Origin of the sequence: Natribaculum luteum (assembly GCF_023008545.1) — an archaeon.
Taxonomy (GTDB): domain Archaea; phylum Halobacteriota; class Halobacteria; order Halobacteriales; family Natrialbaceae; genus Natribaculum; species Natribaculum luteum.
Map to the genome: position 1 here is coordinate 2,285,486 of NZ_CP095397.1, position 22,333 is coordinate 2,307,818.

A 22,333-nucleotide genomic window follows, 5' to 3' on the forward strand; every position below is an offset into this window, starting at 1 on the left:
CGTATGGGCAGCAAGCCACAAGACGGTGTTTCTGACAGATGACAGAACGAACACCATCGAGTTCGAACGATACGGGAGGAATCGACAGACGAGACGCGCTGAAACTGGTTGGCGGTTCGACGCTCGCCGTCGCACTCGCGGGGTGTACCGCGCTCATCGGTGACGAGTCGGACGACTCCACCGAGGACGCCGACGTCCCGGACGAACCGATCGAGGCGGGACTCCAGACGTTCACCGAGGGTGCACCGGCGGTTCTCGGTCTCCAGGCACAGTACGGTGCGGAGACGGCGGTCCGTCGCATCAACGACGACGGCGGCGTCGCCGGCCGAGAGATCGACCTCGACGTCGTCAACGAGGGGGACGAGCACATCCAGAACTACCGGCGGTTCGTCGACGAGGGAAAGGACGTCACCTTCGGTCCGATCTCGAGCGGCGGTCACGAGGCGATGGTGCCCGAGATCGAGGATCGAGGCGTCGTCAACGTCGCGACCGACGGCACCGTGACGACGCTGTACGAGGAGAGTTTCCCGGACGCCACCTACTCGTTCCGGTTCCAGAACCACGACGTGATGGAGGCGCTGGCCGCCGTCAACCAGGCCGTCGAGGTCCTCGGTGCCGACTCCATCGACACGTACGCCGGGATCAACCCGAACTACGCGTTCGGCCAGGACGAGATGGCCCTCTTCTCGAGCGGGATCGAGAAACTCACCGGCGCAGAAGAGGTCTACAGCGGCTTCCCGGAGCTGGGAGCCGACGACATGTCGGCACACGTCACCGAGGTCAACGGCACGGAACCGGACGTGGTCTTCTCGAGTTGCTGGGGTGGCGACGCGACGCTGTTGCTCGAGCAGGCGCACGCAAACGGCATGTTCGACAGCACGGACCTGCTCGTCGGACCCGTCCTGTACGGCTCCGCGAACGACCTGAGCGCGGACCTCGTCGACGGACCGATCTACTCGGGGTCGCGCAACTTCTACTGGGACGAACCGGGTACCGATCGGTGGACTCCCGCTGCGGACCTGGTGTCGGAGGTCCAGTCGGAGTACGACGTCGTCCCGACCGCCCACTTCATGAGCGGCTACGGTGCGGTGACCGCGTGGGCGACGGCCGCCGAGAAGGCGGTCGACATCTTGGGTCGGTGGCCCGAGCAGGACGAAATCGCGGCCATCCTCGAGGGACACGGTTTCTTCACGCCGGCCGGCTACCACACCATCGGGGCGGACCACCAGGGATACTCGAACGCCCACTTCGGCGAACTGGGCTGGTCGGACGAGTACGATGCGGCGATCCTCGAGAACGTCAACGTCTTCGCGCCCGAAGACGTGTCGCCGCCGCCGGGAACGGTCTCCGGCGACTGGATCGACACGTGGTGAGTCGAGACGCCGTCGCCGCACAAATGACAACGAAACTTCAATATGTGGCTCGAGACAGCCCCGCTGATGGGACCTGACATCCATGTTCGAATCGCTTCCCTACCACGCACTCAACGGCCTCTACTACGGGTTTATCCTGTTTATGATCGCCGCCGGACTGACGATCGTCTTCGGCGTCCTGGGCGTGCTCAACCTCGCACACGGCGAACTGTACGCGCTCGGGTCGTTCGTCGCGTTTTCGATCGTCGGCTACCTGACCGGCCTGATGGCCGAACCGACCGGTCCGGTCACGGCACTGATCTTCGGTGCCGTCGTACTCGCCGGTTCGCTCGCAGCGGCCGCCGTCCTCCTGCCGGTCGGGGCCACCCTCGAGGCGGCCTTCGTCAGACCGATCTACGACCGCGACGACGTCTACCAGCTGCTGTTGACGTACGCGCTCCTGTTGATCCTCACGGACGTGATGAAATTCGTCTGGGGGGCGAAGCCGCTCGACGTCGGCGTCTACGGCGAACTCAACGCCATTCCGACCACGGAACTGTTCGGGATCAGCTACCCCACCTACAACGTCGTCGTCGTCGCCGTCGGACTGGTGGTGTTCGGCTGGCTCGTCTGGTTTTTCGACCGGACGAAGACCGGCCGGATCGTGCGTGCGACCGCCATCGACCGGGAGATGGCCACCGCGATCGGCGTCAGCACCGACCGGATCTTCACCCTCGTGTTCGCGATGGGCGCCTTTTTCGCCGGTTTCGGCGGCGCGATGGTCAGTATCGGCCCGGGTTCCGCCTACCTCGAGATGGGGCTCTCGCCGCTCGTACTCTCGTTCGTCGTCATCGTCATCGGTGGCCTCGGGAGCCTGCGAGGTGCGCTCGTCGGCGCGTTGCTGGTCGGTGTCTCCACTCGAGTGGTCACGCCGTACTACCCCGAACTCGAGCTGGCAGCACCGTTCGTCCTGATGGTGCTCGTGTTGCTCGTCAGACCGGAAGGGCTGTACGGAACGTGGGGTGAGATCGAGTGAGTCGCGCTCGCCTCTCGACAGGGAACCTGCCGACGGTGGTTCGGGTGGTACTCGTCGTCCTCGGCCTCGGCGTTCTCCTCGCCGTCCCCGACCTCGCGCGGGTGACGCCGCTGTCGTTCGCGACGATCCACAAGGGCCTCCTGTTCGGCCTCGCTGCGGTCGGGCTGAACCTGCTGTTGCGCCACACCGAACTGGTCTCGTTTGGCCACGTCGCGTTCTTCGGAACCGGCGCTTACGGGGCGGCGGTGCTCGCCACCTATTACGAGGTCTCGAGCGGACTCGTTCTGCTCGCCGGAGCCGTCCTCGCCGCGACGGCGGTCGCCCTCGTCGTCGGCTACCTCGTGGCCGGCCACCTCGACATCTACTTCGCGCTGTTGACGCTCGCGTTCAACCAGGTGCTGTTCGCGTTCGTCGTCCAGAGTAGCTTCTTCAACTCGACCGACGGCCTCTCGGTCCGCGCCGGCGGCGTCGACCGGCCGTCGTTGCTCGGTCTCGATCAACTGCTGGTGTCTGCCGGCCTCGATCCCGTCCAGGCGTACAACTACGTGCTGTACTATCTCACGGTCGCGATTCTCGTCGTCATGGTGCTCGTCACCTGGAAGCTCGTCAACTCCCCGTTCGGACGGGCGCTCGACGCCATCGGACAGGACCGCACTCGAGCACGGTTCATCGGGATTCCGGTCGAACGCTACGTCTGGATCGCGTTCACGATCTCCGGCATCTACGGTGGGATCGCCGGCGGTCTGTTCGCGTTACTCCAGTTGCACGTTCGCCCGGAACCCGTCCTGTTCGCGTTCGTCTCGGGCGAGATCCTGTTCATGGCGATTCTCGGCGGGGTCGGCACGCTCGTCGGACCGGTCGTCGGCGGCGTGATCCTCGTCTACCTGCTCGACCTGGCGCGATTCTACGTCACGTACTATCACGCGCTCACCGGGATCGTGTTGCTCGCCGTCGTCTACTTCCTGCCCGAGGGCGTCCTCGGGTCGCTCCCGGCGCTCGGCGCGGCAATCGATCGCCGTCGCCGTGATCCCGGTCTCGTCCGGAACGACGTCGAGGCGGTCGTCTCGTCCGTTCGTCGGGGCGTCCATCGTGCCGTGACCACTGTTCGAATTCTCGTGTTCGGGGTGAACTGACATGCTCGAAGCACGCAACCTTCGCAAGACGTTCGGAGAACTGCGCGCCACCGACGACGTCTCGCTCCAGTTCGGGACGACCGACGGCGAGATGGTGTTCATCGTCGGGCCGAACGGAGCCGGCAAGACGACGCTCGTCAACCTCCTCACGGGGTTGTTGACGCCCGACCAGGGATCGGTCGTGGTCCACGAAGACGACGGCGACGGCACCACCGTCGAACGAGAGATTACCGGTATGGCCCCGGAGAACCGGGTCGACGCCGGCCTCGTCAGGAGCTTCCAGATCGTCCACGTCTTCGAGGAGATGACCGTCCGCGAGAACCTCCGCGTCGCCGTCCTCTCCGAGCAAGGCGAGACGCTGAACGTCCTCTCGCTCGACGACGGACACGACGACGTCGAACGAACCGTCGACGACCTCCTGGCGCAGTTTCGACTCGAGGACGTCGCCGACGAGGTCGCCGACACCCTCCCCCACGGCGACCGGAAACTGCTGGACGTGGCGATGTCGTTCGGACTCGAGCCGACGTACCTGCTGCTCGACGAGCCCACCGCGGGCGTCGCGACCCGCGAGAAAGAGTACGTCATCGAGACGATCGCCGAGGCCAGCGAGGCCGACGACGTCACGACCGTGACGATCGAACACGACATGGACATCGTCAAATCCTACGCCGACCGGCTGGTCGTCCTCCACGAGGGGCGCGTCTTCCGCGAGGGCGACCCCTCGCTGCTCGAGACCGACAGCGAACTCCGGCGCGTCCTGCTGGGGGTGGACGAATGAGCGACCCACTGCTCGAGGTGTCGAACCTCACCGCCACGGTCGCGGGGTTCGAGGTCACCCACGGCATCGACCTCGAGGTCGGCGAGGGCGAGGCGGTCGCCCTCGTCGGACGCAACGGCGCGGGAAAGACGTCGACGTTCCGATCGATCATGGGACTGACGCCGATCGCCAGCGGTTCGATCCGGTTCGACGGCGAGGAGTTGACCGACCTGCGTTCTGAACTGATCCCCAAGCGGGGGATCGGCTACCAGCCCGAAGGTCGGGACCTGTTCACCGGGATGACCGTCGAGGAGAACTTCCGGCTGCCCATCTGGACCGCCGGCGACGCCCGCAGCATCGACGACGAGGACGCCGTCGTCGAGGACGTCTTCGATCTCTTCACCGAACTCGAAAATCGCCGGGACGCCGAGGTCCAGAACTTGAGCGGCGGCCAGGGAAAGATGACGGCCATCGGCCGGGCGCTCGCGCTCCAGCCCGACCTGCTGATCCTCGACGAACCGCTCGAGGGTCTCGCACCGGTCGTCGTCGAGAACCTCAAGTCCTACATCCGCGAGATCATCGACCGCGACATCTCGGTGCTGGTCGCCGAGTCGAACGCCAGCCACGTCCCCGAGATCGTCGACCGGATGTACGTCATCGAACGCGGCGACATCGTCGACAGCGGCGACCCCGACGACCTCGTGCAGGACGAAGAGATACAGCTGCTCATGCAAGGCGGCGGCACCTGATACCGTCGGCTGTCCGTCGTTTTCGATACCACTGGAACTGCCCGTCGGTTGCTCCGGTACGCAGTCACGACCGTCGTCGTAAACTCACGGCTCCGATCCGATCGACTCCCCGTCCAGACTCGACAGGGCGGACATCGCCGCGTCGAGTATCTTCCGTTCACTCCGTCTGAGGTTCATCGAGACGCCCGTCTTCGAGATGTCGAAGTGGTCCGCGAGCTCCTCGAGCGTGACCTCGCGTGGTGTCTCGTAGTAACCGAACTGCGAGGCCGCCTCGAACGTCTTTCGCTCGGTTTCGGTAAGCGACCGACAGCCCTCGAGCAGGTGCATTGCGCTGTTCGAGTTCTCGAGGAGGTCGAACAGCGTCGTCGCCCCGAACTGGTCGCGATTCTCGACGTCGAAGTCGTTGTGTCGCTCGAGTTCCGCCAGCGTCTCGTCTTCGTCCTCGTCGTCGTCGAAGCCGATGTGCCAGTGTTCGCGGCCGTTCTCGATCTGGAACGGGCCGGTGATGTAGCCACCGTTTCGCTGGATCGTCCGCATCGCGTTCGTCTCGTCGATGACCGTCCCGATCTGGGCGACGTTGTCCTGTTTCGAGAGGACGTAGCAGTCGTTCATGTTGTCGTGGGCCCGGAGTCGCCGCAGGCCGTCCTCGAGTTCACCCCTCGACTCCCCTTTCGCGATCAGCCGCGTCTCGAGTTTCTTCGCGTCAGTGTCCAGTTGCCACTGGACGGCAGAGAAGGCGACGTCGGCGTCGTCAGTCGTGTCGATGAACGGACAGTCGTACTGACGCATGTCTATGTTGAGGTCGATCATCGGTACCAGACATCATCTCTCACGATATATATTAACAGTTACCACTAACTTCGTGTCGTCGTCGAGCCGGCGGCCCACTCGAGTGTGGACCGGCCGAGCGTCGATTCGGTTTCGAGCGGCCGAGGACCGCATTTCTCGCCGCTCCACGGCGGTTGATATGTTAACGTGTGTCCTTTTGGACGTCTCGAGACAACGTTTTCCCGATGGATTCCTCTCGAGAACAGGTCGCAGTCCCCGAGATCACGCGGGATCGCATCCACACGGTCGACGACGACTCGTTCACCGCCGACAACTGCTGTATCGTCACGGGCGGTGGCTCTGGAATCGGACGGGCGCTTTCGCTCGCGGCAGCCGAAAACGGGCTCACCGTCGTCGCGACGGATATCGACGACGACGGCCTCGCGGAGACGGTCGCTCACGGCGAGGAACTCGGCATCGAGGCACCGATCGAGACGGTGACGGCCGACCTCACCGTCGACGACGACGTAGAGCGGATCGTCGACGAGGCTGCGAGCTACGGCGACGTCAAGTACCTCGCGAACGTCGCGGGGATGCAACACATCGACGCGATCGAGGACTTTCCGATGGGGGCCTACGACCGGATGCACCGGGTGATGCTCAGAGCGCCGCTGTATCTCACGAAGCTGTGTCTGCCCCACTTCCGCGAGACCGACGACGGGCGGGGCTGCGTCGGGAACATGGCCTCGGTCCACGGCCACTACGTCACGGCCGAGAAGGTCGCCTACAACGTCTCGAAGTTCGGTCTCCGCGGACTCACCCAGTCGATCGCGGCCGAAGGCGACGGCGACGTCCGGTCGTTCTCGGTGAGCACCGGCTACGTCAAGACGCCGCTCGTGGCGAACCAGATCCCTGACACCGCCGAGAGCCGCGGCATCAGCGTCGACGAGGTGATCAGCGACGTGATGCTCGGCCAGGCCAGAAACGACGAGATGATGGAACCCGTCGACGTCGCGAACCTCTTCGTGCTCGGATTCTCGAAACTCGCTCGTCACCTCAACGGCGGCGATCTGCTGTTCGACGGTGGGATGACGTTGACCTACGAGTGAGAACGGGTTCGGCCGAGAGAGTGCACGGACGAAAGGAGGCCGACCCGTCCCCCAACCGCCGCCGATCAGCGCCGCCGTCGAACGAGCGCCATCCCGACGATCGCGGTGATCGCCACCGCGACCCCGAAACCGGGCTGAGAGTCCCCGTCGCTCGCCTCCGCGGGCGTGACGACGGCTTCGTACCCCTCGAGTGAGGTGCTCGCGTTCCAGACGAGCCGCCGATCGTCACGGTCGGTCGGCACCGGTGTCACGTTCTCGAGTGTGTACCCCTCCGGGAGGCGGACGACGACGGTTCGATCGGGGGCAAACCCGCTGGCGAACGGCTCGCCGAGGATCAACCGATCGCCGTCGACCGCCGCGAGGGAACGCCAGGTCGCCGAGACGGTGACGACGCCACGATCGTCCGCATCGTCGACCTCGAACGAGACGTCGGTGGCTTCGATCGCCATCTCGCGGCCTGTCTCCTCGGCGGTCGCCGTCACGACGGTCTGCAACCGGCTCTCGGTGCGGTTTTCGAGTCGATCCCGCTTCGTCTCGTTCTGCCGGAGCGACTCGAAGGCGGTCCGGTCGCTCTCGGATTCGAGGTCGAAGACGACGGTGACGGCCGTCGTCGCGTCGCCGTCGCCCTCGAGGTCGACCACGAACGCGGAGTCTGATTGCTGTGGCGGACGCTCTGTCTCCGCTGCGCGAGCGCCGCCAACGCCTCCGACTGCACTCCCGAGCAAGGCGAGCGTGACGAGTGCAGCGGCCAGCACGGCCGGCACTCGGGAACCGAGTGACTGCGACGAATCGGTCTGCCGAGTCTGATCAGACCGTCGATTCATCGTCGTCTTCGCTGTCATCGTCTGTATCGTCTACGTCGTCTTCTTCGTCGCCTTCGCTGTCGTCGTCTGTATCGTCTACGTCGTCTTCTTCGTCGCCTTCGCTGTCGTCGTCTGTATCGTCTACGTCGTCTTCTTCGTCGCCTTCGCTGTCGTCGTCTGTATCGTCTACGTCGTCTTCTTCGTCGCCCTCGCTGTCATCGTCTTCTTCGTCGCCTTCGCTGTCCTCTTCACCGTCTTCATCTTCTGCATCGTCTTCATCCCCGTCTTCGACTACGTCTCCGTCGGATTCCAGTTCGAGTTCGGTCTCGAGTTCGCCGCTGACGACGTCGACCTCGAGTTCGTCTTCATCGTCGGACAGTTCGAACGGGAACGACACCACACCGTCATCGTCGGTGGTTCCGCTCCAGTCGTCAGTGGCTACCGTGGCACCCGAAACGGGCTCGCCGTCGAACGTTACGGAGACGGTCGCCGTTCCGTTCTCGACTGTCGCATCCGCCTGGAACCGCGAGTCGTCCTCGCGTTCGTCGTCGAACTCGAACTCGAGTTCGGCGTCGGCGTCGGCGTACTCGGCTTCGATGTCGGCCTCTTCACTGGGCAGGGTGACGGTGATCGTTCCGTCGTCGTTCGTTTCGCCGACCGACTGGCCGTTGACCGCGACGGTCGCGCCGGCCGCCGGCTGGCCGTCGGCGAGCACGACGAGCGTCACCTGTTCGCCTGGATTTGGCGTCCCCTCGTCGACGAGGATGGCCAGCCGTTTGTCATCGTCGTCTTCGTCGATTTCGTCGTCTTCGTTATCTTCTTCGCCGTCTTCGTCGTCTTCGTCCTCGTCGCGTGCGGCGATTTCTTCCTCGAGGGCAACGACAGTGCCCGTCTCGCCGTCGACGCTAACCTCGGCGTCGCCGACCTCGGAGCCCGTGAGGACGAACTCGAACTCGTAGAGGCCGTCGTCGGTCTCGCTTTCGTCGAGGATCCAGGTTCCGTTCGCCGCGGAGAGGGTATCTTCGGCGATGGCGAGCGCGTCCGACTGGCTGATCACCAGCGTCCCGTTGCCATCACGCGGGCGCTCGAATTCGCGGCTTCGCTCGCCGTCTTCGCTTTCGACCTCGATCGACACGCCGTCGTCGAACTCGAGTTCGACCTCACCGCGTTCCTCGCCAGTGAAATGCCGGAGAAGTGCCTCGGAACCAGCGCCTGTCAGTCGAGTCACCGACGCTTTGCCGTCGGCCAGCGCCGTCTCGTTCACGCCGGCCGCGGCGAGTTCGAAGTCGTCGACCTCGGCGGCGCGTTCCTCGAGGCGGTCGTAACTCTCTACGACGCCCTGTGCACGGGCACTCAGCGACGCGAGTCGCTGGGCGTACGCCGACCTGTCGAGTTCGCCGTTCCGGTATGCCTCCGTGGCGGCTTCGTACTCCGCCCGCAGCGTCGCCGAACGGTTCTCGAGAACCGCCGCGCGGTCTGCGATCGCCGCCGCGCGGTCGCTCTCGTTGCCACGTTCTATCCGTTCGTCGAACGCGGTATTCTCGAATTCGGTACGTACTTCGTCGCTCGTGGCGGTGACGACCGTCGACAGCTGTGCGCCAGCGGTGACGTCGACGCCACCGTTGGTCTGTCGATCGGCAGTCGACACTCCAGCGACGACCGCCGGGCCGATCGCGCCCGTACAGAGCAACACGGCCATCGCGACGAGCAGGAGTTGTCGTTTCATCGTCGATCCGGTCTCTCTTCGGGACCGACATAAACCGTCGTCACCGTTGTCGTGATTTCCCTCGAGTTGCACGGCAGCCCCGCCGCTGTCGGACGTTTGCACCGAATTGCAGCGATTTGCAGACGATCGGTCAGCACGCTTATACCGTCGCTCTCAAAACCATCACGTGACTGTGAGAGTCACAACTGAGCGAGTCGTTGCTGTTCTCGTCGTGGCGTCTATCTTCTCTTCCGTTCCCATCGAGACCTCGGCCGCTTCCGTTCCGGATGGGGCCGCCCAGACTGCAGTTCAGGACGTACCCACGGCTGACACGACCGTCACGCGAATCGAGGTCGCAGACGACGGGTCTGCCCGCTGGTCGGTGACGGTCCGAACGCGACTCGAGAACGACACCGACGTCGCCGACTACGAGGCCTTCCAGGACCGGTTCCGCGCCGACCGAGAGGCGTACGCCGATCGGTTCGAACGGCGCATGACTGGCGTCGTCTCGAGTGCGTCGGACGCGACCAGTCGGAACATGACCGCGACGGAGTTTCGCGTGCGGACGTCGATTCAGGAACTTCCGAGACGGTGGGGCGTCGTCACCTACTCGTTCACCTGGACGAACTTCGCCGCTGTTGACGGGGAGACCGTCGTCGTCGGCGACGTGTTCGAGGGCGGGTTCTATCTCGACGACGGCGACCGTCTCCAGCTCGTTCCACCCGCGGAATACGTGGCAACGTCGACGTCACCACCGTCGGACGAGGTCGACGACACGACGGTTATCTGGATCGGCCCGGACAACTTCGCCACCCAGCAACCGGCCGCCCGCTTCGAACCCGCAGAAGCGAACGACGGTTCGGACCGTTCCCGTCTCGATTCGGTCGGCTCCGTGATCGTCGACGACGGACTCGCCACCGTCATCGTCGTCGCGGCCGTCGTGCTCGTGGCTGGCGGCGTCTCCCTCGCCCGGCGACGTGACGACATCGACCTGATCCCGTCGCGACGCTCGTCGGCTGCGGCCGCAGTCGAGTCCGCCGATCGGCCAACCGACACCGACGGCGAGACGGCGGACGATGCCGATGCCGAACAGTCGAGCGAGTCGATCGGCCAGATGCCGTCGCCCGACCTTGCGACCGACGACGACCGGGTCCGGGCGCTGCTCGAGCACAACGGCGGTCGAATGCGACAGGCCGCCATCGCCGACGAACTCGAGTGGTCCGCCTCGAAGACGTCTCGAGTCGTCTCCAGGATGGCCGACGAGGGAGCCGTCGAGAAGCTTCGAATCGGTCGTGAGAACGTCATCGACCTCCTCGAGGACGACGACTGACTGGCTGTCGAGTCGTCCCGTTACGCTTTACCCCGCGGAGGTCAAATCGAGGCGCAATGACCGCACAAACCGTCCAGCAGGGCGACCTCGTCACCGTCATCGGCCTCGAGGTCCACGTCCAGCTGGAGACGAACACGAAAATCTTCTGTTCCTGTCCGACCGAGCCGGCGGACGAGCCCAACGAGAACGTCTGTCCGGTCTGTCTCGGCCTCCCCGGCGCGTTGCCGGTGTTGAACGAGGCCGCAGTCGAGGCCGCGGTGAAAGTCGGGAAGGCGATCGACGCCGACATCCCCGAGGAGACCCGCTTCCACCGCAAGAATTACTACTACCCCGACCTGCCGAAGAACTTCCAGATCACCCAGTACGACGAGCCGATCTGTGCGGACGGCGAACTCGAGATTTCCGTCGAGGGCCAGCGTCGAACCGTCGCGATCGAGCGCGCCCACCTCGAGGAGGATCCCGGGAGCCTCCAGCACGTCGGCGGCGGGATCGACACCGCCGACTACACGCTCGTCGACTACAACCGCGCTGGCGTCCCGCTGATGGAGATCGTCACTGCGCCGGACTTTCGCAGCCCCTCCGAAGTCCGGGCGTTCCTCGCCGAACTCGAGGAAGTCCTGGAGTACCTCGGCGTCTTCGACGCAGGACGGGACGGCAGCCTGCGCGTGGACGCCAACCTCTCGATCATCCCCGCAGAAGAGACCAACGGCGACGGCACGATCGACGAGGAGGCGCTCGCGGCCGCCAACCGGACCGAGGTGAAAAACATCTCGAGTCACAAGGGCGCGGAGAAGGCGCTGGCCTACGAGGAGACTCGACAGAAAAACGCCATCCAGCGCGGGCGAGCGGTCGAACAGGAGACGCGCCACTGGGACGAGTCCCGTGGTATCACGGTCTCGATGCGCTCGAAAGAAGAGGAGAAAGACTACCGGTACTTCGAGGAGGCCGACCTCCCGCCGCTGCGGGTCTCGGGCTGGAAAGAGGAGATCGCTATTCCCGAGCTTCCAACCGCTCGGCGCGAGCGATTCCAGGACGAGTACGACCTGAGCGAGGAGGCAGCCTCGAAGCTCACCTCGACCAAGCAGGTCGCCGACTTCTACGAGGACGTCGCAAGCGAGTTCGACCCCGACCTGGCGGCGACGTGGGTCGCCGACGAACTGCTGGGCGAACTCAACTACCGAGATATGGAGATCACCGACGTCGAGGATCGCCTCGGGGAGGTAAACCGCCTCGTCGAACTCGTCGCGACCGACGAGATCACAGCGAAGAACGCCCGCGAAACCGTCCTCCGGGGGATGCTCGACGACGGCGACGATCCGGATACGATCGTCGAGCGGGAGGGGCTCGGCAAGACCGGCGAGGACGAGGTCCAGCAGGCCGTCGTGGAGGCGATCGACGAGAATCCCGACGCCGTCGCAGACTACCACGCGGGCGAGGGCGGCGCGATCAACTTCCTCGTCGGCCAGGTCATGCAGAAGACCGGCGGCAGCGCCGACCCCGGCGACGTGAACCAGCTTCTCCGGGCGGAACTCGAGGAGTAGGCCGTCGCGCTCTCGATCGTCTCCGCTCACCACGTTTTCGCTACTCTCGATCCGATTTCGGCTCGACTCGAGTCACCCGAGTGACGTCTTCAGGGCCGCTCGCTGCCGGCGACGGCCGGGACGGATCAACAGTCATTTGAGCCTCACGCGCAGTTATTCGGCGGACGAGTGTGATATGACGGACGACGACCCACCACGGACCGGAACGACAGACGACGCGATCGAGTACGGTATCGACGACCGACCGCCCGCCGGCGAGTCGGTCGTACTCGGCATCCAGCACTACCTGACGATGGTCGGCGCGAACATCGCGGTGCCGCTGATTCTGGCCGGCGCGATGGGGATGACGGACAATCCCGAGGTTACCGCCCGGTTCATCGGGACCTTTTTCGTCGTCTCCGGAATCGCGACGCTCGCCCAGACGACGTTCGGCAACCGGTACCCGATCGTGCAGGGTGCGCCGTTCTCGATGCTCGCGCCGGCGCTGGCCATCGTCGGCGTCGTCACCGCCGGCGGCGTTTCGGGCCAGCCAGGCTGGGAGGCCGCGCTGTTGCAGTTACAGGGAGCGATCATCGTCGCCGCGATCGTCGAGGTTGCGATGGGCTACTTCGGGCTGGTCGGGAAACTCCGCCGGTTCCTCTCGCCAGTGGTCATCGCTCCGACGATCGCGCTGATCGGGCTGTCGCTGTTCAGTGCCCCCCAGATCACTACTGCCGACCAGAGCTGGCCCCTGCTCGGGCTCACGCTCGGGCTCATCCTGCTGTTCTCGCAGTATCTCGACGTCAAGCACAAAGCGTTCCGGCTCTATCCGGTGATTCTGGCGCTCGTCATCGCCTGGATCGTCGCCGCGGTCCTCTCGGTGACGGGCGTGATCGGCGGGGGCCACCCGGGCTACGTCGACCTCGGACAGGTCGCGGACGCCCAGCTGCTGCTCCCGATCTACCCCTTCCAGTGGGGTACTCCGCAGGTGACGACGGCGTTCGTCGTCGGGATGTTCGCTGGCGTGCTGGCCTCGATCGTCGAGAGCATCGGCGACTACTACGCGGTGGCGAACATCTCGGGCTCGGGTGCACCGAGCGAGAAGCGGATCAATCACGGCATCGGGATGGAGGGGCTGATGAACGTCTTCGCCGGGATCATGGGAACCGGCGGGTCGACGTCCTACTCCGAGAACATCGGCGCGATCGGCCTGACCGGCGTCGCCTCGCGATACGTCGTGCAGGTCGGGGCCGTCGTCATGCTGCTCGTCGGCTTCGTCGGCTACTTCGGCCAGTTGATCGCGACCATTCCCGGCCCGATCGTCGGCGGCCTGTTCATCGCGATGTTCGGTCAGATCGTCGCCGTCGGAATCTCGACGCTCAAGCACGTCGACCTCGAGTCCTCGCGGAACACGTTCATCGTCGGCTTCGCCCTGTTCGTCGGGCTGGCGATTCCAGCGTACATGGGGAACTTCGAGCAGGTACAGGAGTTCCGTGCGGTCATGGAAGGCGTGGCAGTTCTCGGGCCGGTCCTGAGCGAACGTCTCATCGCCGACACGATCTACGTGATCGGCTCGACGGGTATGGCGGTCGGCGGCCTCGCCGCGCTCGTCCTCGATAACACGATCCCGGGCACGCGCGAGGAACGCGGGATCGCCGAGTGGGACCGCATCGCCGAAGACGACGCGGAGTTCGAAACGTTCCTCGAGCGCCAGACGAGCGCCAGTCGAAGCGACTGACGGTATTCCACGCGACACTCGAGCGGTCAGCAGTCGGCCGTCAGTCGTGACCCGCCTCGGTTTCGTCGCCCCCTCGAGTTCCCGCCGGTGCGGGTGGACCCGGTCGTTCGTCCTCGACGACGCCTTCTTTCCACGTCCCCAGCCGGAACCAGGCGACGGCGACGACAAACGAGGCGGCCATCCCGAACGAGAACGCCCACCAGATCCCCGCGACCCCCAGGTCGATCGCGGCGACGGTGGGAATCGTGACCCCGAGAACGGGGATCGTCACGGCGGTAAAGGCGAGCACGAGCGCGACCGGGATGCGGAAGATCCACCGCGAGAGCAGCGAGAGCGCCATCGCCTCTCGCGTGTTTCCGGCCCCGCGGAACGCGCCCTGGACGACCATCACGCCGGCGAACAGCGCCCAGAACGGCGCGGTGATCCGGAGGAAGACGACGCCGTCGGCGATCACGGCGGGGTCGCCGGTGAACACCCCGATCGACCGGGCAGGGAACGCGAACACGAGCGCCGCGGCGGCGAAGACGACGGCCATCGTTCCCGCCGTCGCGGTTCGGGCGACGGCGGCGGCACGCTCTGGCGTCTCCGCGCCGAGGTTCTGCCCGACGCCGGTCGCCGTCGCCTGTCCGACTGCCCCCGCGACCGACCACGTGACCGACATCAGCCGGATGCCGATCCCGTAGGCGGCGGTCGGGTTCTGGCCGAAGCGGGCGACGAAGCCGGCCATCGCAACCGCGGCGAAACTGCGCGCCCAGCCGTCGAACGTCGCCGGGTAGCCGATGCCGACGAGCTGTCGCTGGACCGTCCAGTCCGGCCGCAGGTCGCCGATTCGCAGGCGAACGCCGAAGCCGCCGACCAGCAGCACGTAGATCCCGGCTGCCGTCGCGAACCCGCGGGAGATGAACGTCGCCACGGCCGCCCCACGCGTTCCCCAACCGAGAAACGGGCCCCACTCGAGGACGAAGATCGGGTCGAGAACGACGTTGAGTCCCGCAGAGAGGACCATCAGCCACATGGCGGTCTTCGTGTCGCCGGCACCCTGCAGGGAGGCGCGGAAGGCGAAAAAGAGGAACGTAAACGGGAGTGCGAGGAAGATGACCTCGATGTAGGCGAGCGACTCGAGGAAGACGTCGCCGCGAGCGCCGATGACGGTCAAAAGCGGCCGCCGAAAGGCGAGTCCGACCACCGCGAGGGTCGTCGAGACGACGAGCGTGAGCAGGATCGTCTGTGCGACGACGCGGTCGGCCCGTCGGTCGTCGCCCGCGCCGACGTGCTGGGAGACCAGCGCGATCGTCGCCGCCGTGATGCCCATCGCCGTCGAGACGAACATCCACGACAGCGGGAACATGAGCGAGACGGCGGCGACGGCGGCCGAACTCACCCGGCCGACCCAGAACATGTCCGCGAGGTTGTAGAACGTCTGGAGCAGGTTGCCAAGCACCAGCGGCCAGGCTAGGTGGAGGAGTTTCGGCGGGATCGAGCCCGTCGTCATGTCGACGCGTTTGCGGTCGGTCTGGGCCACTGTTCGTGGGTTCGTCGGTCGGCCGACGCAAAAGAACTCCCATCTCGTCCGGGGTTGCCGGCTTCGTCGCGCCCCTGCCCAGATCGGTCTCCCAAGCGCGCGTGTCGCGCGTACACCCGCGCTGTCTCCCGATTTCTGCGAAACAGTTATCCGGGCGACTGGCGTATCGAGCGACGATGACAACGGCTCGAGCACCGGGAGGTGAGCCCCCGTGGAGCTAATTATCACCGAGAAGGACAACGCTGCGCGGCGGATCGCCGACATTCTGAGCGGCGGTTCGATGGAGTCTTCCCGGGAGAACGGCGTGAACGTCTACGAGTGGGGCGGCAAGCGCTGCGTGGGCCTGTCGGGGCACGTCGTCGGCGTCGACTTCCCGCCCGAGTACTCCGACTGGCGGGACGTCGAACCGGCCGAACTCGTCGACGCGGACATCGAGAAGACGCCGACGAAAGAGAACATCGTCGCGACGCTGCGAATCCTCGCACGACAGGCCGAGCGCGTGACGATCGCGACCGACTACGACCGCGAGGGCGAACTCATCGGCAAGGAAGCCTACGAGATCGTCCGCGAGGTCAACGAGGACGTCCCGATCCGTCGCGTCCGGTTCTCGTCGATCACCGAAAACGAGGTGCAAAACGCCTTCGCCGAGCCGGAAGAGCTCGACTTCGACCTCGCCGCCGCCGGCGAAGCCCGCCAGATCATCGACCTGATCTGGGGGGCGTCGCTGACCCGGTTTCTCTCGCTCTCGGCGGGACAACTCGGCCAGGACTTCATCTCCGTCGGTCGCGTGCAGTCGCCGGCGCTCAAGCTGATCGTCGACCGCGAACGCGAGATCCAGGCGTTCGATCCCGACGACTACTGGGAAATCTTCGCCGACCTGACGAACGACGACGGAGAGACGTTCGAGTCGCAGTACTTCTACCGCGACGAGGACGACAACGAGGCCGAACGCGTCTGGGAGGAGTCCGCGGCCGAGGCGGCCTACGAGACGCTCTCGAGTGCCGACGCCGCGACCGTCGTCGACGTCAACCGCCGTACGCGCACCGACTCGCCCCCGACGCCGTTCAACACCACGCAGTTCATCCGCGCGGCGAGCGCGATCGGCTTCTCGGCCAAGCGAGCGATGTCGATCGCCGAGGATCTCTACACCGCCGGCTACATCACCTACCCGCGTACCGACAACACCGTCTACCCCGACGACCTGGATCCCGAGGAGTTGCTCGACGACTTCGTCGGCCACTCCACGCTCGGCGAGGACGCCGAGGACCTGCTCGAGGCCGACGAGATCGTTCCCACCGAGGGCGACGAGGAGACGACCGACCACCCGCCGATCCACCCGACGGGTGAGATCCCGACCCGCGGCGGGGACGTCACCGACGACGAGTGGAAGGTCTACGAACTCGTCGTCCGCCGGTTCTACGCGACGGTCGCCGACGCCGCCGTCTGGGAACACCTCAAGGTCGTCACCGAGGTCGACGACCGCAGGCTCAAAGCCAACGGCAAGCGCCTCGTCGAACCTGGCTACCACGCGGTCTATCCCTACTACAGCACGTCGGAGAACTACGTGCCCGCCGTCGAGGAGGGCGAGGAACTCGCCGTCGGCGACGTCGAACTCGAGGAGAAAGAAACCCAGCCGCCACGCCGGTACGGCCAGTCCCGGCTCATCGAGACGATGGAAGACATGGGCATCGGGACGAAGGCGACCCGCCACGAGATCGTCCAGAAGCTGTACGATCGGGGCTACATCGAGAGCGACCCACCGCGGCCGACGCGGCTGGCGATGGCCGTCGTCGAGGCCGCCGAAAACTACGCCGACCGCGTCGTCAGCGAGGGAATGACCGCTCAACTCGAGGCCGACATGGACGCCATCGCCTCCGGCGAGGCCACCCTCGACGACGTCACCGAGGAGTCCCGCGAGATGCTCGAGGAGATCTTCGCGGAACTCGCAGACTCCCGCGAGGAGATCGGCGACCACCTCCGGAAGTCGCTCAAGGCGGACAAGCGCCTGGGGCCGTGTCCCGAGTGTGGCGAGGACCTGCTCGTGCGCCGGAGTCGCCACGGCTCGTACTTCGTCGGCTGTGACGGCTACCCCGACTGCGAGTTTACCCTCCCGCTTCCCTCGACGGGCAAGCCGCTGATCATGGAGGAAACCTGTGAGGAACACGACCTCCACCACGTCAAGATGCTCGCCGGCCGCCAGACGTTCGTCCACGGCTGTCCGCTCTGCAAGGCCGAGGACGCCGGCGAGGGGCCGATCATCGGCGACTGTCCCGAGTGTGGCGACGAACACGGGGGCGAACTCGCGATCAAGACCCTTCAGAGCGGCTCTCGGCTCGTCGGCTGTACGCGCTATCCCGACTGCGAGTACTCGCTGCCGCTGCCGCGCCGGGGCGAGATCGAAGTCACCGACGAGTACTGCGAGGAACACGACCTGCCCGAACTGGTGATCCACAACGGCGACGAGCCCTGGGAACTTGGCTGTCCGATCTGCAACTACCGGGAGTTCCAGGCCCGCCAGAGTGACAGCGGCACGGACCTCGAGTCGCTCGACGGTATCGGCGCGAAGACCGCCGAGAAGCTCGCCGACGCGGGCATCGAGAGCATCGACGACCTGACCGACGCCGATCCGGACGCCGTCGCCGAGGACGTCGACGGCGTCAGCGCCGATCGCGTTCGTAGCTGGCAGGCGAAAGCCTGAACGGGCACAGCGCGGGGCCACTCGTTTTTAGCACCACAAGCCACGGCCGTCTCGAGGTCGGCGGAGGCGAACGTATATGTCACTCGCCTTCGACGTACCGGTATGTCCTGGGAGACAGTCACTCTCGAGGAGAGCGAAGGCATCGCAACGATCACCGTCGACCGTCCGGACAGCCTGAACGCCCTGAATCGCGAGACGCTGCAGGCACTCGAGGAGGCGGTCGGCGAGACAGACGACGCCAGAGCGGTCGTCGTCACCGGCGCGGGCAAGGATGCGTTCGTCGCCGGTGCGGACATCGGCTACATGCAGGAGATCTCGACGAACGAGGCCCAGGAGTACGCCGAAGTCGGCCACCGGATCTTCGACGCGATCGCGACCCACGACGCGCCGGTGATCGCCGCGGTCAACGGCTACGCCTTCGGTGGCGGCTGCGAACTCGCACTCGCCTGTGACCTCCGCGTGGCGAGTGAGAACGCCGTCTTCGGACAGACCGAGATCGACCTGGGGATCGTCCCCGGCTGGGGTGGCACGCAGCGACTGTCGCGACTCGTCGGCGACGCGACCGCTCGACGGATGGTGTTCCTCGGCGAACGCCTCGACGCGGCGTCGGCCGCCGAGGTCGGACTGGTCGGCGAGGTCGTCCCTCAGGCGGAACTCGACGACGTCGTCTCGGACCTGGCCGCCGAAATCGCAGCCAAGCCGAAGTTCGCCATGACGGCGGCCAAAGAGGCGCTGAACCAGGTCCACGAGATGCCCCAGTCGGCCGGACTGGCCTTCGAGCGGCGACTCTGGAGCGGCCTGTTCGGGACGCACGACCAGCGCGAGGGGATGGCGGCGTTCCTCGAGGATCGAGAACCGGAGTTCGAGTGAGGCCGACGCCAGACGCGATTCGACGTCGCGAGGAACCGTAGCACCCGAATGGTCCGCCACCGCCGGGACGACTCGACGACACACTAGGGAAATCTGTACTTCACGTGTGAGCGCGGAAATGCTTATCAAACTGGTCGTTGCATCATCACGTAACACCTATGACGACCGATAGCCAGTCGACGGAGTGCACCGTGGTGTGTCACGTCCGTGCACCGCTGTTGCTCGAGCCGGTGGACGGCCAGGTCGAGACGCTCCAGACGTGCGAGTCAGAGGGGACAGTCGATACGGTCCTGCTGCGGAGCTGGCCGGAGAAGGTCACGATCGCCGAGGAGAGTCCGCACCAGGAGGTCCTCGAGACGTTCGAGCGGTACGAACGGTGGGCCGACAGACAGGGCGTAGACATCCAGCCGCCGTTCAACGAGCGGACGGTCCGCTCGTCGGTGACCGGCCAGACGAAAGACGTCCTCGTCACGCCAGTGCTCTGTCTGGCGATCTACCAGGACGAGCAACTGGTGGGGGTCTTCCCGCACTCGGCGGGCGACGAGACCTACACGGCCACCGAGGCGATCGCCGCGCTCCGGACCGGCAACGTCCCGACGCCGCTCGGAACCTCGGACGTTCCGGCCGAGACGGACGAGGATACCTGTCCCGACTGCGGTGGTTCGCTGATCAATGGCCAGGGCATCTTTACCTGTGTCGACTGTGGGTGGACCGGGACGATCAGGGGCGACGGCCGGTACGTGCCGATCCAGGAAACCGAACCGTCGTCAGACGCCGAAGTCGAACTCGAGGCCCGGCGGTAGCCGTCACGTTTTCTGCGCGACGAGCGCGCACCGAATTCACGTCCGGGAGAGCCAAGACCCACGCGACCGTCGCTCCAGACGTGACCGACGACCGCGAACGCTGGAACGAAAAGCACGGCGACGACGACTTCCGACTGCCCGAGGAGCCGATTCCGGAACTCGAGCGACGACTCGAGACGCTGCCGTCGGGACGAGCGCTCGACGTCGCGACCGGAACCGGACGCAACGCGCTCTTTCTCGCCGAGAACGGGTACGAGGTCGACGCGGTGGACGTCTCCGATGCAGCCCTCGAGACGGCCCGTCGTCGCGCCGACGACCGCGACGTCGACGTAAACTGGATTCGCACGGACGTCGCCGCGTTCGATCTCGAGACAGACGCCTACGACGTGATCACCGTGAGCTTCTTCGCCGCGCTCGAGGTGCTCCCCGACCTCAAGGAGGCGCTGGCACCGGGTGGCGTCGTGGTCTACGAACATCACCTGCGCTCGAGCGACCCGGTCGAAGTCGGTCCCTCGAACCGTCACCGGTACCGGTCGAACGACCTCCTGCGGGCGTGTCTGGATCTGACGATCCTCCACTACGAGGAACGCGTTCGGTCGCTAACGGGCGGGTCCGCCGCAGTGGCGACGCTCGTGGCCCGCAACTCGAGCGGCGGAAGCCAGTCGTATCCACGGCTGTCCCGATAGCGGGTCGGAGCGGATCGTCGGCGACGTCTACGGCGTCGTCACTCGCGTTCCGCGACACTTTTGTCCGCTCACTACGGACCGAGTACCGTGACCTCCCCCGTCGTCACGACGTTCGCCGGAATCGTCTTCGGCGTCGCACTCGCTGCCCCGCCGGGGCCGATGAACGCGATCATCGCCGAAGAGAGCGTCCTCCGTGGCTGGACGTCCGGCTTCAAAGCCGGCATCGGCGCCATGCTCGCCGACGTCATCTTCTTCGTGCTCACGTTCGCCGGCGTCGCCGCCGTCCTCGAGCGTCACGCCACCGTTCAGGACGCCCTCTTTCTCGTCGGCGGCGTCCTCATGCTGGCGTTCGCCGCCGACGCGTTGCGGAACGTGACCGCGGCGACGGGGTTCACCCAGGGCGACGTCGCCCAGGCCTCGACCGGCTTCCGGAAGGCGTTCGCGCTCTCGCTGACTAACCCCTACCAGATCGCTTTCTGGCTCACCGTCGGCATCGGTCTCGTCCGACCGGGGACGCTCGCGGTGACAGACCACGTCCCCGACGTCCTCTCGTCGCTGGTCGGCGAATTCGTCGTCGAGACCGGGAGCCCCGCGCTGTTGGTCGGCTTCTTCGGTGGAATCGGTCTCTGGGTTATCGCCTATCCGGCCGCGCTCGTCGCGACGGGGCGGCGAATCGACGCGTTCGCGCCGCTGGTCGCGCTGTTGAGCGGCCTCGTCCTCGGGGGTTTCGGGCTGCTGTTCTGCTGGATTGGCCTCACGGCGCTCTTCTGAGAGACCACTCGCTCGAACCAGGGCATCTGGCTCGAATCGAAACGATCAGAACGGTTGCGGTACGATCTTCGATCATGTCCGGATGGCCGTACGTCGCCGCGCTGGTCTACCCGGCGATCATCGTCGGGCTCATCTACCTCGTGTTGCGATACAGGCAGCCACTCAGCGACGGCTAGCCGAGCCAGCGGTCGACGACGCTCGAGTCCACCGCCCGCTACTCGCCGAACGCCGCGATTTCGTCCTCGAGCCACTCGCGGAACCAGCGGACGCGCTTGAGTCGCTGGTGGGCGATGCTCTCGGCGGTGTCGCTTCTGACGCGGCTGGCGGCGTCGATCCCGCGTTCCATGACGCGATCGACCATCTCGTCTGCGTCCATGTGCGTGCGAGCCTCGTAGCCCATCCGCAGGAGCATCAGGGCCGTACCGTTGGCACCGACCTTGTCGAGCAGGTCGGCCTCGATGAGACACTGCGTCTCGAGGGGGAGGTCCCGCAGGTCGCCCTGGTAGGAGTGGTCCTCGATCGCACGACACACCTGGTCGACGAACGATTCGGGGTACTCGCCGTGGGAGTTGAGGTACTCGCGGGCGACGCGAGCGCCGGCCTCGGCGTGCATCTCCTGGTCGGCCTCGAGTTTCGCGACGTCGTGAAAGAGCGCGGCGACGCGGGTGACGTCGACGTCGGCGCCCTCCTTGCGTGCAATCTCCTCGGCGAGGGAGACGACGTTGAGGATGTGGTTGTGTCGGTACTCGGCGGAGTGCCACGGGTACCAGCGCATGCGACCACCCTCCTCTTCTTTTTCGACGCTGGCTGACAGGTATTCGAAGACGAACCGTTCCATCGCCTCGAACTCGGCGTCGCTTACCCTCGTTTCCTTTATTTCGACACCCACGATAGATCCCTCCGCAACAGACGAGCGATAGTCATTACGCAAATATTGGGTCGTTCCGCTCTTTAGCCTTTGGTTCGTGTTACTTCTTCTGCGA

Annotated in this window: 19 protein-coding genes; 14 read left to right on the forward strand and 5 right to left on the reverse strand. The window is 65.7% G+C overall.

The window, feature by feature from the left end; all coding sequences use genetic code 11:
• Positions 1–38 precede the first annotated feature (38 nt).
• The 5 genes from MU558_RS11760 (at position 39) to MU558_RS11780 (ending at position 5,027) form a co-directional block, all read left to right on the forward strand.
• Positions 39–1,373: an ABC transporter substrate-binding protein gene (locus tag MU558_RS11760; RefSeq protein ID WP_246966465.1), complete on the forward strand. Its 1,335-nt coding sequence runs from the start codon at positions 39–41 to the stop codon at positions 1,371–1,373.
• 82 nt (positions 1,374–1,455) lie between these two features.
• Entirely contained in the window at positions 1,456–2,388 is a 933-nt protein-coding gene (locus MU558_RS11765) for a branched-chain amino acid ABC transporter permease (RefSeq protein WP_246966466.1), read from the forward strand.
• A complete protein-coding gene (locus tag MU558_RS11770) occupies positions 2,385–3,521 on the forward strand; it encodes a branched-chain amino acid ABC transporter permease (RefSeq protein WP_246966467.1) in 1,137 nt (378 codons plus the stop codon). The genes MU558_RS11765 and MU558_RS11770 overlap by 4 nt, the downstream gene beginning before the upstream one ends.
• 1 nt (position 3,522) lies before the next feature.
• Complete coding sequence (locus MU558_RS11775; RefSeq protein WP_246966468.1) at positions 3,523–4,299, forward strand: ABC transporter ATP-binding protein; 777 nt, start codon at positions 3,523–3,525, stop codon at positions 4,297–4,299.
• Positions 4,296–5,027 (forward strand): ABC transporter ATP-binding protein, encoded by a 732-nt coding sequence (locus MU558_RS11780; RefSeq protein ID WP_246966469.1) that lies wholly within the window; start codon positions 4,296–4,298, stop codon positions 5,025–5,027. The genes MU558_RS11775 and MU558_RS11780 overlap by 4 nt, the downstream gene beginning before the upstream one ends.
• 84 nt (positions 5,028–5,111) lie before the next feature.
• Here MU558_RS11780 and MU558_RS11785 read toward each other — a convergent pair whose 3' ends face one another.
• The gene (locus MU558_RS11785; RefSeq protein ID WP_246966470.1) at positions 5,112–5,837 is read right to left on the reverse strand and encodes a helix-turn-helix domain-containing protein; all 726 of its coding nucleotides are present in this window, start codon (positions 5,835–5,837) and stop codon (positions 5,112–5,114) included.
• A 203-nt stretch (positions 5,838–6,040) separates the two neighbouring features.
• Between MU558_RS11785 and MU558_RS11790 the strand changes: the two genes are divergently transcribed.
• Positions 6,041–6,904, forward strand: coding sequence for an SDR family NAD(P)-dependent oxidoreductase (locus tag MU558_RS11790; RefSeq protein ID WP_246966471.1), 864 nt, complete (start codon positions 6,041–6,043; stop codon positions 6,902–6,904).
• Between the two features lie 65 nt (positions 6,905–6,969).
• Here MU558_RS11790 and MU558_RS11795 read toward each other — a convergent pair whose 3' ends face one another.
• A complete protein-coding gene (locus MU558_RS11795; RefSeq protein WP_246966472.1) occupies positions 6,970–7,659 on the reverse strand; it encodes a DUF7345 domain-containing protein in 690 nt (229 codons plus the stop codon).
• Between the two features lie 52 nt (positions 7,660–7,711).
• A complete protein-coding gene (locus MU558_RS11800; protein ID WP_246966473.1) occupies positions 7,712–9,433 on the reverse strand; it encodes a PepSY domain-containing protein in 1,722 nt (573 codons plus the stop codon).
• A gap of 172 nt (positions 9,434–9,605) precedes the next feature.
• On the opposite strand from MU558_RS11800, the gene MU558_RS11805 reads away from it, so the two are divergent.
• The 3 genes from MU558_RS11805 to MU558_RS11815 all read left to right on the forward strand — a co-directional run bounded on the left by MU558_RS11805 (position 9,606) and on the right by MU558_RS11815 (position 14,000).
• Positions 9,606–10,742 (forward strand): helix-turn-helix transcriptional regulator, encoded by a 1,137-nt coding sequence (locus MU558_RS11805; protein ID WP_246966474.1) that lies wholly within the window; start codon positions 9,606–9,608, stop codon positions 10,740–10,742.
• A 56-nt stretch (positions 10,743–10,798) separates the two neighbouring features.
• Positions 10,799–12,283, forward strand: coding sequence for an Asp-tRNA(Asn)/Glu-tRNA(Gln) amidotransferase subunit GatB (gene gatB / locus MU558_RS11810; RefSeq protein ID WP_246966475.1), 1,485 nt, complete (start codon positions 10,799–10,801; stop codon positions 12,281–12,283).
• 175 nt (positions 12,284–12,458) lie between these two features.
• On the forward strand, positions 12,459–14,000 hold the full coding sequence (locus tag MU558_RS11815) for a uracil-xanthine permease family protein (protein WP_246966476.1): 1,542 nt from the start codon (positions 12,459–12,461) through the stop codon (positions 13,998–14,000).
• A 40-nt stretch (positions 14,001–14,040) separates the two neighbouring features.
• Here MU558_RS11815 and MU558_RS11820 read toward each other — a convergent pair whose 3' ends face one another.
• Positions 14,041–15,492 carry an MATE family efflux transporter gene (locus MU558_RS11820; RefSeq protein WP_246974969.1) on the reverse strand — a complete coding sequence of 484 codons (1,452 nt, stop codon included), beginning with the start codon at positions 15,490–15,492 and terminating at the stop codon, positions 14,041–14,043.
• A 241-nt stretch (positions 15,493–15,733) separates the two neighbouring features.
• Here MU558_RS11820 and MU558_RS11825 point away from each other — a divergent pair, with 241 nt between their 5' ends.
• The 5 genes from MU558_RS11825 to MU558_RS11845 all read left to right on the forward strand — a co-directional run bounded on the left by MU558_RS11825 (position 15,734) and on the right by MU558_RS11845 (position 21,350).
• Positions 15,734–18,220 carry a DNA topoisomerase I gene (locus MU558_RS11825; RefSeq protein ID WP_246966477.1) on the forward strand — a complete coding sequence of 829 codons (2,487 nt, stop codon included), beginning with the start codon at positions 15,734–15,736 and terminating at the stop codon, positions 18,218–18,220.
• Positions 18,221–18,322: 102 nt separating this feature from the next.
• Positions 18,323–19,090, forward strand: coding sequence for an enoyl-CoA hydratase/isomerase family protein (locus tag MU558_RS11830; RefSeq protein WP_246966478.1), 768 nt, complete (start codon positions 18,323–18,325; stop codon positions 19,088–19,090).
• Between the two features lie 158 nt (positions 19,091–19,248).
• Positions 19,249–19,893: an HTH domain-containing protein gene (locus MU558_RS11835; RefSeq protein ID WP_246966479.1), complete on the forward strand. Its 645-nt coding sequence runs from the start codon at positions 19,249–19,251 to the stop codon at positions 19,891–19,893.
• Between the two features lie 80 nt (positions 19,894–19,973).
• On the forward strand, positions 19,974–20,579 hold the full coding sequence (locus tag MU558_RS11840; RefSeq protein WP_246966480.1) for a class I SAM-dependent methyltransferase: 606 nt from the start codon (positions 19,974–19,976) through the stop codon (positions 20,577–20,579).
• Positions 20,580–20,666: 87 nt separating this feature from the next.
• Positions 20,667–21,350, forward strand: coding sequence for a LysE family translocator (locus MU558_RS11845; protein ID WP_265781280.1), 684 nt, complete (start codon positions 20,667–20,669; stop codon positions 21,348–21,350).
• A gap of 214 nt (positions 21,351–21,564) precedes the next feature.
• On the opposite strand, the gene MU558_RS11850 is transcribed toward MU558_RS11845, so the two are convergent.
• A complete protein-coding gene (locus tag MU558_RS11850; RefSeq protein WP_246966481.1) occupies positions 21,565–22,239 on the reverse strand; it encodes an HD domain-containing protein in 675 nt (224 codons plus the stop codon).
• Positions 22,240–22,333: the final 94 nt, after the last annotated feature.

Excerpts from the sequence above, each read along its gene's own strand:
- MU558_RS11760 (WP_246966465.1), top strand. The coding sequence starts at position 39 with ATGACAGAACGAACACCATCGAGTTCGAACGATACGGGAGGAATCGAC.
- MU558_RS11765 (WP_246966466.1), top strand. The coding sequence starts at position 1,456 with ATGTTCGAATCGCTTCCCTACCACGCACTCAACGGCCTCTACTACGGG.
- MU558_RS11775 (WP_246966468.1), top strand. The coding sequence starts at position 3,523 with ATGCTCGAAGCACGCAACCTTCGCAAGACGTTCGGAGAACTGCGCGCC.
- MU558_RS11780 (WP_246966469.1), top strand. The coding sequence starts at position 4,296 with ATGAGCGACCCACTGCTCGAGGTGTCGAACCTCACCGCCACGGTCGCG.
- MU558_RS11785 (WP_246966470.1), bottom strand. The coding sequence starts at position 5,837 with ATGATCGACCTCAACATAGACATGCGTCAGTACGACTGTCCGTTCATC.
- MU558_RS11790 (WP_246966471.1), top strand. The coding sequence starts at position 6,041 with ATGGATTCCTCTCGAGAACAGGTCGCAGTCCCCGAGATCACGCGGGAT.
- MU558_RS11800 (WP_246966473.1), bottom strand. The coding sequence starts at position 9,433 with ATGAAACGACAACTCCTGCTCGTCGCGATGGCCGTGTTGCTCTGTACG.
- gatB (WP_246966475.1), top strand. The coding sequence starts at position 10,799 with ATGACCGCACAAACCGTCCAGCAGGGCGACCTCGTCACCGTCATCGGC.
- MU558_RS11815 (WP_246966476.1), top strand. The coding sequence starts at position 12,459 with ATGACGGACGACGACCCACCACGGACCGGAACGACAGACGACGCGATC.
- MU558_RS11820 (WP_246974969.1), bottom strand. The coding sequence starts at position 15,492 with ATGACGACGGGCTCGATCCCGCCGAAACTCCTCCACCTAGCCTGGCCG.
- MU558_RS11830 (WP_246966478.1), top strand. The coding sequence starts at position 18,323 with ATGTCCTGGGAGACAGTCACTCTCGAGGAGAGCGAAGGCATCGCAACG.
- MU558_RS11835 (WP_246966479.1), top strand. The coding sequence starts at position 19,249 with ATGACGACCGATAGCCAGTCGACGGAGTGCACCGTGGTGTGTCACGTC.